Raw genomic sequence first — 14,961 nt, forward strand, 5'->3', positions numbered from 1 at the left:
TAACAATCATTGGCGAAAATAGATTATATGATAATTAGCCATATGACAGTGGATCAGAATTTATCTTTAAGGAGTATGATTATGAAAACATATAAGATTTACCAAGTAGATTCTTTTACACGGGAGAAGTTTCATGGTAATCCGGCGGGTGTTGTTCCGAATGCGGATGGTTTAACAGACGAACAGATGCAACGAATTGCGAGGGAATTGAACAATTCAGAAACTGCTTTTGTTTTTTCGTCGAGTGTTCCCGATTATGATGTTGAGGTAAGATTCTTTACCCCAACGACAGAGGTTCCTCTTTGTGGTCATGCAACAATAGCTGCTCATTATGTTAGAGCGGTTGAGGGAACAGCAGTTTCGGGAACGGTTTTACAGAAAACAAAAGCGGGAATTTTACCTGTAGATATTGTACAGGAATACCATGATTTTAGCATTATAATGACGCAAGGAGCACCAGAAGTAAGCGAGCCATTCAGTTCCGACTTGGTAAAAAGAATTGCGCGGGCACTGGGGATTGCGATAAACGACATAAGGGAAGATTGTCCGATTGCTATTGCGTCAGCGGGACATTCAAAAATCATGGTAGGAATAAAAGAAAATGGTCGATTACATTCGCTTAAGCCTAACATGGAGGAATTGTCTGCTATTAGTGCAGAGGTTGGCTGTAATGGATATTATGTTTTTACTTTGAATCCTGATGAAGAGGTATTGGTTCATGGTCGTATGTTTGCTCCTGCAATTGGTATTTCAGAAGACCCCGTTACGGGAAATGCAAATGGCCCGTTGGGCATGTATTTAGTACATTATGGTATTTGCAAGTCATTAGAAACACAAAACGAGCTCTCATTTTTAATTTTACAGGGAGAAGCGATAAAACGAGATGGCGGTATGCGTGTAAATGTGAAGATTGAAAATGGGAATCCGATTTTAGTACAAATTGTTGGTCAAGCTGTTGTTGCATTTAAAACGGAGATTGAGGTATAAATTCTGATTAGCCTAGTAGTTGAGAACATATTATAAGGGAGGTGCAGTATGCAAGAAAATTCAAAAATACACTTCATACCTGCAATACCAAAGCGAGAAAAAAGGGTCGCTATTTATGCTAGGGTAAGTACAAACGATGCAGAACAATTAAAAAGCCTTGCTGTACAAGTATCTGCATTTACACGATTGGTAGCCTCCACTCCACAATGGCTTTTGGTAGATATTTATATGGATACTGCATCAGGTAAAGCAGGAACAGCAAGAAAAGAATTTGCCCGTATGCTTGAAGACTGCAAGGCTCATAAAATAGAAATTATTCTGACAAAGAACATTAGCCGTTTCGGAAGAGATACTGTTGAGATACTGGAGGCTTTAAATCAGTTAAAGGTTCTCGGTGTTCGTGTAATATTTGAACAAGAAGATTTGGATACTGCAAATACAGATAGTGATTTGATGATTTCTATTGTAGAAGCAATTGCTCAATCAGAAAACGAATCAAGAAGTGAAAATATTATATGGGGAATAAAGCAACGAGCAGCTAATGGAAGTTCTAAACTTTACGATAGAAAGTGTTATGGCTACACGCACAATGCTGATGTCAGTCTTATTATTGATGATGCTGAAGCTAAAAATGTACAAATGATTTTCAATCTTTATCTTCATGGCAAGAGCGTTCTTGGAATTCTTAAAGAGTTAGAACAGCGTGGGGTTAAATCTCCTACCGGAAAAGACAAATGGTGTAAGCGTACAATTGATGTGATGCTGAGTAACGAGAAATATACTGGTACAGTTCGGCTCTTGGATTCTGGCAAACATGAAATGCAATATGTTTCTGAAAATAATAATCCGGCAATCATATCAAAAGAAATGTTCCAAGCAGTGCAGATTGAAAAGGCTCACCGAAGTAATGTGACGCAAATCGAGAATGGAGACAAGAGAAAAAACAAGAAATATAGTTCGAAAAAGTAAAATAGCCTAATCGAGATCGATTACCCCGACATGACAAGAATACTATTCAAACCGCTTAAACACAGTGTTTTTACTAAAAAAAGTACAATGTGAAAAATAGCCTAAAAATTACACGTGGAGACGGTTGTAAGGCTTAAAAGGAAAGACAGTTAGAAGTATTGATATAGCTGGGATTAAAAAGTGGTAAAAGCTGTATATGTTTGGTGGTACGGGAGTAGGAAACAATAAATATTTTACTAGAATATAAAACTTCTCGTCTCCATCATACATAAACTATAATTTTGATACAATAGAAGTCCTTGATTTTCAGGGACTTTCAGTGCTTTTTGAAGGAATTGAAATAGAAGTTGCTAGTAATGATGTGTCTTCAATGGCACGTATAGAGAGACGAGCCTAGCTATACCCAATAGATAGGAATATAGGCTTATCTTCTGATTTTGCTTTTGTAAATGCTTCTTCTCCCCAGGGATACAAGTTTACTGGATTGTGTGCATGTTGTAATAGATAGGGGTATTTTTCATTTATTAATCTGCTGGGTGTGCTTGTTAGGTTCATAGAATCACCTCCTAGTAATGTATTCTTATTATAGATTTATCTTTTAGAAAGAAAATTATTCAAACAAAATGCTAAGCTACAAAATGAATTTGAAGTAGCAGCAGAATTATTAAAAAAGTGTGCGGAGGAAAATGCATACACAGCTTTAGGTCAAGCTGAATATGAAGAACGTTATAATTCATTAATAAAACGTTATTTATATATGAGCAATAGAGCTGGTTTAGTATTAGCAGGTGGTGGAGGAAAAGGAGCATATATAATTTAAAACTTTGATATCTAAATTTTTTTGTATCGAAGGGGGAAAAGGTATTGAATTCTAATGAAGTAGTAAATGAGAATATGAATGGAATGTTAAGTGATAATAGATTATGGCTAAGAGATATCACCAAATAGAATATTTTTATATTTAGCATGTTCATTATGTGAAGATATAGAAGATACATTAGCAGAGAATTTTCAGTGGAATCAATGTGAGCTGACCTGTATCAATGAAGTTCGGGCTGAACCTAATAAAAATGTGAAAATTTCAGTATTGCAATTTCATATTAATGAGAAATATAAAAATGCATTGTATGATGTGATGTGTTACGAAATGAATAGTACTTCAAAAAATATTGATATAGAAGCTTTTTAACATATAAATAATGATGAGATAATAAATATGTTTTTTATGAAATCCCAGTTATTTTGCCATGATTGTATAACTATAGGATATTTATCTCCCCAGTTATCGTCTAGTGATTGTAATGCCTGACTTGCCATCGTTTCATTAACTGCCCTATATACTTGTTTTAAATCCTTCATAAAAGCTCTAACATTTTTTGATGGTATATATTTTATGAGAACGTACCTAGATTTGATTTACACAAATCTAGGTACGTTCTCAAATTTTGCTCATAAAAAGATGATAAATTCTTTATTAATACGTATAAATGTTAATGACCACTGCAATTATTAAACAATGCAGTGGTCATTTTGTACTTGATGTTTAAATTGAGTATTATGCTTTAAATATCTTAACTTTTTAATCAGAATTAAAATCTCTTTCAACTTTTAATATCTGCCCTGTAATCGCATTAATGTGAACCTCATATACTCCTGATGTGGTACGTATGTCAATTTCATAAACCAATATACCATTGTCATAGTCTAATTCCACTTTAATAACTTGACCAGGAACTCGCTGCAAAGCAATTTGAATCGCTGCCTCGCTGTTAATTCGATAATTCCTCCAGTAATTATCCCAAAGACTATAATACAAGTTATTGTTGTAACTGTTGTTAACCATTAAGTAAACTCCTTCTAAATATTACTTTTACATTATTAATATATTCATAAGTTTCTAATGTGTCACTAAACAAGGATACTGCTCATTCATATTTTTAGATTGACTATGTCAATGTAAATTTAGTGAAGAAATGGAGAGTGATATAAATGGCTAGTCAAATAGGCTTAAAAAATATTCATATTGCCGTATTGAAAAGCGGTGATAATATGGGAGTAAAATATGATTCACCAATAAATCTAGAAAGGGCAATAAGTTCAAAGCTTAAGGGGAAATTTTATTCAAGGGACTTTGATGGAAACTACATGATGAAGAAGGAGGGGATGCAAGTATTATAAGTGGATGGTCTACGGCAGTACCAAGTGAGCCGGCAAATGCATAAATTTAACTTAAAGTATAATTTTAGTAGGCAAAAGTAGTAAATATTACTGCATACAAAATTAAAAGGAGATACAAAAAGTACCTCCCACATACATAAAAAGTCCATTATAATGTAAGTTGTGCAGACTATACAAGAAAATGGATAAGATTATGTACAATTTAAGTTTAAATGATAAAAGTATAACTTTCAATGATTTGGAGAAAAAATATATAAACGTGTATATGATGAGGGATTTACATATTTGCCACGCACTCTGGCAAAGGAATATTTTGAGCTGTCGTTGGCTCGGCATCCAAAAATGCTCGACTGAAAAAAACTCAGTCGGGCATAGCAATAATCATATCTTACTGGATGATGTGTATGTTCATCTCAGTTTGGTTTAATCTTCTTTACCCATTTCATAAATAACACTTTTACAGTTCATTTATCGTATCAGTTATCGCCATCTTCCGAATCCGTTTTGATGGAACATAAACCGCAGCAATAGATGCAGCAAATACGAACAGAAGAATAATTATTACTGGCATAACAGGAAAGTTCCAAATAGCATAGCTAAAATGGCTAGTAATAAGATAGTTATATAACAGCTTACTAATAAAAATACCAACTGTACAGCCCACAGCACAACCGGACACAGCATAGGTAAACGCTTCGGCGGCTATCATTTTTGTTATCTGACGTTCATCCATACCAACTGCACGCATAGCTCCGTATTGCTTTATTTTTGCGGATACGCTCATAGAAATACTGTTCATAATATTTAATACAGAAACCAAAGTTATAATTGTCAAAAATCCATATACAAAAAACGTAAATGCCATATATGTGCTGGATTGCATAGTCTGCTGATCCCGTTTGTCAGTAAACTTGTACTTTTCACCTGCGACATTATGGATGGCTTCAACATTTCTGTCCGCCGCATCTTTTGTCGTTTGTATCATAATAAGTGAATAATCGGTTACACCGGTAAGGCGAGTAAAAGTTTCCCCAGAAGTAATGAGTGTTATTTTCCCATTTGGATTACCGTCATCGCTAAAAGGGTCACATTTTAACATCCCTGCGATTTCAAGCTTTTTGTTGCCTACTTGTATTTTATCGCCTACCTTTAAGGGGTTGTTCTTGTCCCAGATTGTAAGTACGTAATTACTGTCTCCATACACTTTTGAAATATAGCTGCCTTTTCTAAGTTGCTTATCTTTTGTAAGACAGTCAAAATCATAATCATCGTAGGAAATCATATCAATCGTGTTTGTTTGAGAATTTACTTCTGCCGAAATATCAAGACAGCTCCTTCGGCCAAAAACATGTTTTACACCTGACATACCACTTATTTTATCAAGCAATGCACTGTCTATTGAATTTGAACTGTTATTACTATCAATGTTGATGTCAGGAGTATTCGACAACTGGGGCATAATATATCCGATAAACTCTATTAAGACTGAAAAGCTCAAAAACAGGATGATGCTAAGAGCAAATGAGCTTGTCATAAGTATTAAGTTTTTCTTTCCTGATACTGCATGATGAATGCCGAGAGCAGTTTCAATTTTAGAAAAACGGGTATTCAACGAATGTTTTACATTTTTTGTGCTTCCCGAATTGCCCGATACTGCCGTTACAGGAGATACCTTTGCAGCTCGTTTTGCAGGAGACCTAGCGGCAATGAGTACTGTAACAACTCCAACAATTATTCCGCTGATAATGCCTGGTAGACTGACTCCCCAAAGTGGTATATTGGAGAACTCTACACTGACAAGAAACCGTAACGCAGCGCATAATCCCCATGTAACTACAATTCCAAGTATTACACCTATTGGAACCGCAGTTTTGCACCAATTAAGGGCTTCCAGTCTGACAAAACGGATAATCTGTTGTTTGCTCATTCCAATACAGCGCATCATTCCGAAAAACTTTGTCCTTTGGGCAACATTACTGTTTATACTGCTTGAAATCATCAGCACACCTGCAATCAGTATGAGAATAAATAGCACAGCTGCTGTAGAATACAGGGTTTGCGCCGCTGCACTTTCACCAAGTTTTTGTAGTGCCTGACCGCCATGCTTATTTAGTAATCTTGTTGCCTCCATTCTAACGCCCATATCTGCCATGCTGAAAACAGCCGTTACTAAAAATACAGCAAATATGATACATAGGAGCGTCATGCGGTTCTGACGTCTGTGTACCTTTGCAGAAATTGGAATAAGACTAAGATAGCTTTTCATTCCTGGCACCTCCCAAAATCGGTGAGTACGCCGTCGGACACTTGCAGTATCCGGTCTGCTGTCTGTGCAATACTTCGGCTATGAGTAATCATAATAATGGTCTGCTCATACTTCTTTGCAGCTTGTTTCAGCAAAGTTATTACTTCGCTGCTGTTCTGAGTGTCCAAATTACCCGTTGGCTCGTCGGCAAGGATAAGCGATGGCCGAGTAATCAGCGCACGTCCTATTGCCACACGCTGTTGCTGTCCACCAGATAATTGACTGGGTAAATGGCTGCGGCGTTCTTTCAGATTAAGTACCGTAAGTAATTCTTCCAGATACTTTTTGTCGGGTTTCTGGTAATCAAGCAATACGGGAAATATAATGTTTTGCTCAACAGTTAATTCTGGAATTAGATTAAAACTCTGAAAAATAAATCCAATATTCCTGCGGCGGAAGATTGTTAAGCTACTATCTTTCATTGAAAAAATATCTTTACCATCAATAAATACCTTGCCGGAAGTGGGCATATCAAGCGCACCTACCATATTCAGAAGTGTACTTTTGCCGGAGCCAGATTCTCCAACGATTGCGACAAATTCGCCTTTTGGAACGGAAAAGCTGACATCTTTTAATGCGTGTACGGCAGCTTCACCGCTGCCATAGGTTTTAGAAATTGATTTAACTTCTAGTAAATTCATAGGTTATCCACCTCTTTCTGTCTTTATATTGAAAGGTTATCACGCCAACCCTACTGTTATATGACACTCACCCTACAATTTTGTAGGAATTAAAAAGTTGATTGTAAAAGTAGTACCAATACCCAATTCGCTGTCAACCTCGATCGTTCCACTGTGTGCTTCAACAATAGCTTTCGCAAGTGGCAGTCCAAGTCCGATACCTTGCGTGTCTTTAGAAAAACGACTGCGGTAAAATCTTTTGAAAATGTGGTGTAAATCCTCTGGGTGAATACCGCTTCCGTTATCTTTTATGGTAATTTGAACAATAGACGCAAACTGCTTCCATTCAATACGGATAGCATTACCTTTTTGTGTATGGTCAAAAGCATTTTTAACAATATTGCTGATTGCTTCCATTAGCCAGTTACGGTCACACAATAAGGTAACGGTATCATTACCAGATAGATATATTTTCTTTTCCTCTTGCTCGGCACGATATGAAAAGTGTCTTTCTATACAATCCATCATTTCAGATACATTTTCCATAGTTTTTTCTATCATAATTGTTCCAGCATCAAGCTTTGTGATTTTTAAGAGATTTTGTACCAGCATTTCTATTCTGTCAAGTTCCTGCTCTGAAAGAGCAGTAAACTCCTTAATTGTAGGTAAATCTTTTGCTTCCTCTTGCATAATACCGTTATAGACATTAAGGGCGGCAAGAGGGGTTTTCAACTGATGAGAAATATTGGATATAGTATTTTTCAAAAACTTTTTTGCGTTTTCCTCGTTTTTAGCATGGGCATTCAAAATGGAAACTAAGGAATTTACTTCGTGAAATAATATGTATAGTTCGCCCTCATCATTACACTCAATACGTGCATCTTGATTTCCAGAAATATATTCTTTGATTTGAGTTACGGCATTTTCCATGATTTTATTCTGTTCTTTGAAGTACCTGTAACCCGTTGCCAATATGGAGATACTCATGCAAAAGGAACATATCAATACACATAGTGCTGCATTTTCAAATTTCAAACCTATGAAAGCAGCAGAAAGAAGGGTGAATGCAAATATGAACAGCAGTACCCAACTGAATAGCAATTTGATTTTTCTGTTTGTCAGTATTTTCATCGTACACCTCAATCAATAGTATTCCATTTATATCCCATACGCCGAACTGTCACTATTTTCTGTGGTTCGCCCGGATTATCTTCAATTTTCGTACGCAGTCTGCGTATATATACAGTAAGGGTGTTGCTATCTACATAGTTTTCGTCGCAATCCCATAGTTTGCTTAAAATCTGCTTCGGCGAAAGGACAATATCTGGATTTTCCATGAACAGGCACAACAATTTATACTCGCTTGCTGTTAAGTCAAGCTGTTCTTCATTTTTATAGACTTCTCTTTTTAACAGTTGTACTTTTATGCCATTAGAATTTAATTCAGTATCTGCTTGATTAAAATTATCACTCCTGCGAAGCAGAGCATTTATTCTTGATAGGAACACCGCCAGTTTGAAAGGCTTTGTGATATAATCGTCACCTCCTATATCCAGTCCCATGATGATATCCGTTTCCTCATCAGCCGCGGTAAGAAACATAATCGGTACCATTGATGTTTTACGGATTTTTTTGCATAAATCATAGCCAGAGCCATCGGGAAGTGACACGTCCAAAATTACTAAATCATATTTCCAATTTATCCATAATGTTTCTGCTTCAAGACTTGTACGGGCAACGTCTATTTCGTATCCTTGCTTTTTGATGGCAAAAGATAAACCACTAATTAGGCTCAAATTATCTTCAACAAAGAAAATATGTTTCATATGTTTTCACCGTCCTTTATTTTTCTACATTGATATAGTATTGCAGTTGATGAGTTTGACTTTTTTTAGCTTTGCCGTAGGGAGGTAATTACATGGGGCAGTATTATAATTCTGACGATGAAGAAGTCATCGAAGCCGGAGTTCAGAATGTCGTTAAATTTATGTAGTGGACAAAAATTATAGATAAATGTAAAAATAGCTGGTATTACTATGATGTGAAATTAGCTCAATTTACTTATAAAATTTTTTATTTTAATTAGCAGTTTTTATATCATATTTTAGAAGTTTATACTGAAGGGTTGAGCGAGGTATTTTTAGTGCTTCTGCAGCCCTTTTTATGTTGTTTTTATATTGGATCATTGCCTTTTCAATAATTTCTTTTTCATAGTTATCTACCATTTCAGTTAGTGAACTGCCAATAGGTGTAATAGTATCATTTGGTGAATCATTTGGTTCTATTTTATTTGAGAAAATTTCTTCACCCATATCAAAAACAAGATCATTAAGTGCAATATGGTTCTTGTCCTCTAACATAATACTTCTCTTTATAACATTTTCAAGCATTCTTACATTTCCAGGCCAGCTATTTTGTTCTAATCTATTAATAACTTGAGGATTTATATGCTTAAGATTATGTCCAAGTTCCTTTGAGTATTTTTCAAGAAATAAGTAAGCCAATAATGAAATATCTTCCTTTCTATGCCTTAATGGGGGTATAGATATCATGCAGGTACTAATTCTATAAAAAAGATCTCGCCTTAAGGCACCTTTTTCAATTGCTTCCTCTGGGGATTGGTTCATTGCTGCAATTATTCTTACATCTACATGAATTTGTTGATTGCTTCCAAGCCTTAAGAATGTACCATCTTGAAGTACACGAAGTAACTTTGGCTGAATATTCATAGGCATTGAATTTAACTCATCTAGAAATAAAGTTCCTCCATCAGCAATTTCAAAAAGCCCCTTACGCTTTTCAGCACCTGTAAATGCACCTTTTTCAGTTCCAAAAAGCATACTTTCAAGTAAGGTATCTGGAATTCCTGCACAATTTAAAGTAACAAATGGTTTGTTTGCCCGTTTACTTTTTTTATGAGCTCTTTTAGAAAATAGCTCTTTTCCAGTGCCAGTTTCCCCATAGATGAGAATTGGGAAATCAGTTTGTGAATATATATCAAGCTTATTTATTTGTGAAATCATTTTCTCATTTCTTGTTAGAATCTCATCTTGACCTTCTAGTTGGTTTGGATTTTCTTCATAATGTGTATATAATTTTGCAGATAAGTCAAGTACAGTATCTGTTAACTGTTTTATTTGACTTATATCTCTGCCAATTTCTATAGCTCCTATTATATTTTTATTCTCATCATATAAAGGAAGGGTTGTATGCATATAGTCAACAGTTTTTCCTGTTTTAGTTATATATATCTGATGTTTATCAATAAATCTTTCTCCGTGTTTTAGGGATCTTAACATAGTACTAGTTTCTTCTGTAAGATTTTTATATGAATCTAGAATGTATTTTCCCAAATTATCCTTAACGGAGGATTTGTCAATTTCGGCATCATAAATATTATAATATATATATTTACCTTCTTTATCTATTACTGCAACTGGGTATCTTAAAACTTCGAAAAAATCACTAAATAAATTAACCGCATTTTTTAAATTATCGTTCATTATATATCCTCCAAAGTTTTATATACTAATATTTCTCTTATAATATTTAATTTTACCATATTTTTTACATCATATCATCATTTGTACGAAATCTCATCACTTTTTACAAGTTTCGAAAAACCATTTTTACGGTAACGGAAAATTGGCACAACGCAAGCCCTAAGTTTTAATACTTTGTGAATTTTTTAATTAATAGTAATGAAAAATGGTTATTTTAAAACTTTTATTTTTAAATTAACTGTTATTCATTAGTTATAAATCGAGCATTTACTAAGTTGGTATAAGTCTTGCTTTATATAATTGTAAAATACATAAAGGAGGAATTCTAAATGAGTTCAACAGAAACAGCTAAAAAAACAAGATCAGAGTTAGGTAAAATTTTTAATGAAACAAAAACCAACATCCTTCAAAAGGATAGAAGATTTACTTCAAAGAACAATCATTTACATTTTGAAGGCGTTGACCTAACAGAAGTTGGTAAAAAGTATCCAACACCATTTTATGTATACTCAGAAAAAGAAATTATAAGAAATATTGATGAAATTAAGGATGCTTTTAAATCACATCCAAATACAAAGATATTCTATGCATCTAAAGCTTGTTCAGTTATGAAAGTTTTAAGAATAGTAAAAGAAAGCGGTATATGTGCAGAAGCTAACTCAATCTATGAAGTAAAAAAATGTCTTGAGATTGGATTTAGTGGAAACCAGATAGTTTTCAATGGAGTTGTTAAGAAAAAAGAAGACTTAGAATATGCAATTAAAAATGACTTATATTTAATTAATGTAGATAGCTTCTTTGAACTTGAACTTATTGAAGAAATAACAAATAGACTGAAAAAGGTTGCAAATGTTTGTGTAAGAATAGAACCAAATGTTTCTTCACCAACACATCCAGGACTTATTACAGCATATCATGCAAAATCAGGAATAGATCTTCAAGATGCAGAGAAGATGTGCAAGAAAATACTTAAAATGGAATATGTACATTTAAAAGGTCTTCATATGCATGTAGGTGATCAAGTTCCAACAGCAGAGCCATTTGAACTTGCAACAGCTATTATGGTAAAGGAGGCTGCAAGGCTTGAAAAGGTTCTCGGAATTAAATTTGAACTTATTAACGTTGGCGGTGGGATTCCTGTTCCATATAAATATGGAAATGGAGATGCACTTGAGGATTATCTTTATGGAGGCATAGATTCATATGACTTTGCTAATGTAATAATTAAGGAAGTTCACAAATGGAGAAAAGACATCGAAATATGTATTGAACCAGGTCGTAAGGTAGTAAGCAGCGCAGGAGTTTTGTTAACTACACTTAGCTGTGAAAAGACAAAAACTAATTATGATGAAAACAACAATGTTCAAGATATTGTAAATTGGAAGTTTGTAGATGTAGGTTATAGTATATTATCAGATAGCCTTCACTTTGACTGGTATTTCAATCTATTTAATGCAAGTAACATAGATACAGAATATAATGATTGGTTTAAAGTTGCAGGTCCTCTATGTGATGGAGGAGATTATTTCCATCAAGGTGTTGACGGCGAATTTTATCCGCTTCCAAAGGATACTAAGTTTGGTGATGTTTTAGCATTTATTGATGCAGGTGCATATGTTATTGAAAGCCAAACAGTATATAATAATAGACCACGTACAGCAGTTGCCCTTATCAATAAAGAAGGTCAAGTTGAATTAATTAGACGTGAAGATAATTATGCTGACTTAGTTGGATACGATATTTATTAATTAAAAGGGAGTGTACGTTATGAGTGATAACGATAAAAAGCTAGGTGTAAAGGATATTCTTTTACTTAATGTAGCAGCAATACTTAGTATAAGACAGATACCTAATGTTGCACCATATGGAGCAGCATCAGTAATGCTTTGGCTATTAGCAGCTATATTTATGTTTATTCCTTTAGCAATGGTTTGTGGAGAACTTTCTACAGGCTGGCCAGAAGAGGGAGGACTCTTTGTATGGATAAGGGAAGCTATGGGAGAAAGAATAGGGTGGATAAACGTATTTTTATATCTATGTTCATGTATAGTTTTCTTCCCATTGATGCTTCAATTTTTAACAACAACTGTAGGATACACAATCAATGCCTCTTTAGCAGAAAATAAGGTTTACATTGGAGTTACCTCTATTATAATTATGTGGATATTAACTATGTTAAATATTAAAGGTATGGATTGGACAAAAAAGATAAATAACTTTGGAGCAATATTTGGTGTTTTTGTCCCAGCTGGTGTGCTTATTATTCTTGCATTATATTGGCTTGCAACTGGACATCCTATGGCAACAGATTATTCTGCAGCAAAAAATTGGATACCAAACTTATCAAAATGGGATAATATCGTATTCTTATCTTCAATGATGTTTGCATTTGCAGGAATGGAAGTTGCTCCAATGATTGCTGGACATGCTAAGAATCCGCAAAAAGATTTTCCAAGAGCTATTTTTCTATCAGCACTAGCCATTGTTGGAATTTATATAATAGGTACAATTTCAATGAATACTTTGTTTCCAGCAGCAGATTCAAATATAGTTGCAGGAATTATGCAGGCTATGAGTGCTGCTTCGGTTAATCTTCATATGCCATGGTTACTTCCGGTTATGGGAATACTTATTGCATTTGGAGCATTGGCACAGGTAAATTCCTGGCTTGTTGGACCAATCTATATGCTTAATGTAGCCAGCGGAAAAAATAATATACTTGGTAAAAAAATAAGTGAAGTAGACCCTAAAACAGGTGCACCCAAATATGCATTATATGTACAGGCCGTTTTAGTATCAATATTCTGTCTTTCAACATTTATATCTCCAAGTGCTGAAGCAGCCTACTGGACACTTACAGCTTTAACAACATTAGTTTACTTTATACCTTATCTTTTCATGTTTGCGTCATACTTAGTATTAAGAAAGAAAAGACCAGAAGTAAATCGTACATTTAAAATACCGGGAAAGGTTTTACCAATTGTCCTTCCTATATTTGGATTTGCTTCTACTTTATTTGCAATTGCCTTACTTTTCATTCCACCTTCACAAATAAACACAGGAAGTCTTTTCGTATTTGAATTAAAGGTAGCTGGTGGTGGAATAGTAGCTGCTATAGCTGCAGATTTATTGTATAAAAAAGCTAAGAAAAATAATGAAAAAGTACAAATTCAATAGGAGATGAGTTATGTGAGTTATCCAAGACTTGAAATAAATTTAAGAAAACTTAAATACAATGCAAAGGTAGAAGTGGAAAGCCTAAAAAAAATAGGCATTGATGTAATGGGTGTTAACAAGGTTTTTGATGGTGCTCCTGAAACAGCCAATGCTATTTTTGAAGGAGGAATAAAGGCAGTCGCAGAATCAAGAGTCTCAAATTTAAAAAAAATAAAAGATGTTAAGTGTGAAAAGGCTCTTTTAAGAAGCCCTTCATTAAGTGAAATACCAGATGTAATAAGATATGCCGATATATCCTTAAATTCAGAAATAGAAGTTATTGAAGCATTATCTAAGGAAGCTGTAAAACAAAATAAAGTGCATAAAGTATTGCTTATGCTTGACCTTGGAGATTTAAGGGAAGGAATATGGTTTGAAGATACAGATAAAATTGAAAGTGTATTAAGAGCTATTCTTAAGCTGCCTAATATTGAAATTTATGGCCTAGGAACTAATTTTAACTGTTATGGAACAGCACTTCCTACAGTGAAAAATGGAAATAAATTTGTATCAATTGCAAGAGATCTTGAGAAAAAGCTTGGTATTAAGTTTAAATATCTTTCAGGTGGAAATTGTACAAGCTACCATCTTGTAGACAAAGGCATTTTACCAAAAGGCATAAATCATCTTCGCATTGGCGGACTTCATCAATTTGGAATTGAATACGTTGAAGGTAAATATCTTGATGAGTATTATCATTCTTCAATGGATATAAATAAATATGTATCAAATCTTTATATATTCAAAGCAGAAATTATTGAGCTTAATACAAAACCTACTGTCCCTGTTGGAGAATTAGGGGTTGATGCCTTCCTTCAAACGAAAACCTTTGTGGATCGTGGAAATAGGAAAAGAGCACTATTAGCATTTGGACGTCAGGATATTCCATATGAAAATATACATCCAATTGATAGTAAAATAGAAATACTGGGACAGACAAGTGATCATACTATAATTGATATAGAGGACAGTGACAATTATAGTCTGGGAGATATTATACCATTTGAAATAGACTATACCGCACTTTTGGCTGCATGTAACTCTCCTGGTATTGAAAAAGCTTTTATAAATGATTAAAAAATGAGTAATCTTCATATTAAGGTCATTTCTATAGATGCTTAAATATCATTTTTAGGTGAGAGCCTTACAATGATTAACTCTCGACTAATGTCTGTAAGCGTCA

13 protein-coding genes and 1 pseudogene are annotated in these 14,961 nt (G+C 34.3%); 6 read left to right on the forward strand and 8 right to left on the reverse strand.

Annotated elements, in window-relative coordinates; all coding sequences use genetic code 11:
* Positions 1 to 78: 78 nt before the first annotated feature.
* Together EBB51_RS03435 and EBB51_RS03440 are read left to right on the forward strand one after the other, a co-directional pair.
* Entirely contained in the window at positions 79 to 987 is a 909-nt protein-coding gene (locus tag EBB51_RS03435) for a PhzF family isomerase (RefSeq protein WP_347560953.1), read from the forward strand.
* A 48-nt stretch (positions 988 to 1,035) separates the two neighbouring features.
* Entirely contained in the window at positions 1,036 to 1,956 is a 921-nt protein-coding gene (locus EBB51_RS03440; RefSeq protein WP_123053170.1) for a recombinase family protein, read from the forward strand.
* Positions 1,957 to 2,352: 396 nt separating this feature from the next.
* On the opposite strand, the pseudogene EBB51_RS03445 reads toward EBB51_RS03440, so the two are convergent.
* From EBB51_RS03445 to EBB51_RS03455, 3 genes and pseudogenes are all read right to left on the reverse strand, one after another.
* Positions 2,353 to 2,511: pseudogene (locus tag EBB51_RS03445) on the reverse strand (DUF255 domain-containing protein); the annotation flags it as partial.
* 630 nt (positions 2,512 to 3,141) lie between these two features.
* Positions 3,142 to 3,372, reverse strand: a complete 231-nt coding sequence (locus EBB51_RS03450) for a transposase (protein WP_347560954.1) — start codon at positions 3,370 to 3,372, stop codon at positions 3,142 to 3,144.
* 163 nt (positions 3,373 to 3,535) lie between these two features.
* Positions 3,536 to 3,799, reverse strand: a complete 264-nt coding sequence (locus tag EBB51_RS03455; RefSeq protein ID WP_123053172.1) for a PepSY domain-containing protein — start codon at positions 3,797 to 3,799, stop codon at positions 3,536 to 3,538.
* Positions 3,800 to 3,945: 146 nt separating this feature from the next.
* On the opposite strand from EBB51_RS03455, the gene EBB51_RS13800 reads away from it, so the two are divergent.
* Entirely contained in the window at positions 3,946 to 4,134 is a 189-nt protein-coding gene (locus tag EBB51_RS13800) for a hypothetical protein (RefSeq protein WP_243103903.1), read from the forward strand.
* A gap of 457 nt (positions 4,135 to 4,591) precedes the next feature.
* Here EBB51_RS13800 and EBB51_RS03465 read toward each other — a convergent pair whose 3' ends face one another.
* From EBB51_RS03465 to EBB51_RS03485, 5 genes are all read right to left on the reverse strand, one after another.
* Entirely contained in the window at positions 4,592 to 6,400 is a 1,809-nt protein-coding gene (locus tag EBB51_RS03465; protein WP_123053173.1) for an ABC transporter permease, read from the reverse strand.
* The gene (locus tag EBB51_RS03470) at positions 6,397 to 7,080 is read right to left on the reverse strand and encodes an ABC transporter ATP-binding protein (RefSeq protein WP_123053174.1); all 684 of its coding nucleotides are present in this window, start codon (positions 7,078 to 7,080) and stop codon (positions 6,397 to 6,399) included. The genes EBB51_RS03465 and EBB51_RS03470 overlap by 4 nt, the downstream gene beginning before the upstream one ends.
* 72 nt (positions 7,081 to 7,152) lie before the next feature.
* The gene (locus tag EBB51_RS03475; protein WP_123053175.1) at positions 7,153 to 8,190 is read right to left on the reverse strand and encodes a HAMP domain-containing sensor histidine kinase; all 1,038 of its coding nucleotides are present in this window, start codon (positions 8,188 to 8,190) and stop codon (positions 7,153 to 7,155) included.
* Between the two features lie 8 nt (positions 8,191 to 8,198).
* Positions 8,199 to 8,885: a response regulator transcription factor gene (locus EBB51_RS03480; RefSeq protein WP_123053176.1), complete on the reverse strand. Its 687-nt coding sequence runs from the start codon at positions 8,883 to 8,885 to the stop codon at positions 8,199 to 8,201.
* Positions 8,886 to 9,137: 252 nt separating this feature from the next.
* Positions 9,138 to 10,562: a sigma 54-interacting transcriptional regulator gene (locus tag EBB51_RS03485; protein WP_123053177.1), complete on the reverse strand. Its 1,425-nt coding sequence runs from the start codon at positions 10,560 to 10,562 to the stop codon at positions 9,138 to 9,140.
* A 329-nt stretch (positions 10,563 to 10,891) separates the two neighbouring features.
* Between EBB51_RS03485 and EBB51_RS03490 the strand changes: the two genes are divergently transcribed.
* From EBB51_RS03490 to EBB51_RS03500, 3 genes are read left to right on the forward strand one after another with little or no spacing between them, the layout of a single operon-like run.
* The gene (locus EBB51_RS03490) at positions 10,892 to 12,310 is read left to right on the forward strand and encodes an alanine racemase (protein ID WP_123053178.1); all 1,419 of its coding nucleotides are present in this window, start codon (positions 10,892 to 10,894) and stop codon (positions 12,308 to 12,310) included.
* A 19-nt stretch (positions 12,311 to 12,329) separates the two neighbouring features.
* Positions 12,330 to 13,739 (forward strand): APC family permease, encoded by a 1,410-nt coding sequence (locus EBB51_RS03495; protein ID WP_123053179.1) that lies wholly within the window; start codon positions 12,330 to 12,332, stop codon positions 13,737 to 13,739.
* Positions 13,740 to 13,742: 3 nt separating this feature from the next.
* The gene (locus EBB51_RS03500) at positions 13,743 to 14,855 is read left to right on the forward strand and encodes an alanine/ornithine racemase family PLP-dependent enzyme (RefSeq protein WP_243103904.1); all 1,113 of its coding nucleotides are present in this window, start codon (positions 13,743 to 13,745) and stop codon (positions 14,853 to 14,855) included.
* Positions 14,856 to 14,961 lie beyond the last annotated feature (106 nt).

The sequence above is a fragment of the Clostridium sp. JN-1 genome, assembly GCF_003718715.1.
Taxonomy (GTDB): Bacteria; Bacillota; Clostridia; order Clostridiales; family Clostridiaceae; genus Clostridium_AV.

Coding starts and splice junctions, on each gene's coding strand:
- EBB51_RS13800 (WP_243103903.1), top strand. CDS start 3,946: ATGGCTAGTCAAATAGGCTTAAAAAATATTCATATTGCCGTATTGAAA.
- EBB51_RS03480 (WP_123053176.1), bottom strand. CDS start 8,885: ATGAAACATATTTTCTTTGTTGAAGATAATTTGAGCCTAATTAGTGGT.
- EBB51_RS03440 (WP_123053170.1), top strand. CDS start 1,036: ATGCAAGAAAATTCAAAAATACACTTCATACCTGCAATACCAAAGCGA.
- EBB51_RS03495 (WP_123053179.1), top strand. CDS start 12,330: ATGAGTGATAACGATAAAAAGCTAGGTGTAAAGGATATTCTTTTACTT.
- EBB51_RS03490 (WP_123053178.1), top strand. CDS start 10,892: ATGAGTTCAACAGAAACAGCTAAAAAAACAAGATCAGAGTTAGGTAAA.
- EBB51_RS03470 (WP_123053174.1), bottom strand. CDS start 7,080: ATGAATTTACTAGAAGTTAAATCAATTTCTAAAACCTATGGCAGCGGT.
- EBB51_RS03485 (WP_123053177.1), bottom strand. CDS start 10,562: ATGAACGATAATTTAAAAAATGCGGTTAATTTATTTAGTGATTTTTTC.
- EBB51_RS03455 (WP_123053172.1), bottom strand. CDS start 3,799: ATGGTTAACAACAGTTACAACAATAACTTGTATTATAGTCTTTGGGAT.
- EBB51_RS03500 (WP_243103904.1), top strand. CDS start 13,743: ATGAGTTATGTGAGTTATCCAAGACTTGAAATAAATTTAAGAAAACTT.
- EBB51_RS03475 (WP_123053175.1), bottom strand. CDS start 8,190: ATGAAAATACTGACAAACAGAAAAATCAAATTGCTATTCAGTTGGGTA.
- EBB51_RS03465 (WP_123053173.1), bottom strand. CDS start 6,400: ATGAAAAGCTATCTTAGTCTTATTCCAATTTCTGCAAAGGTACACAGA.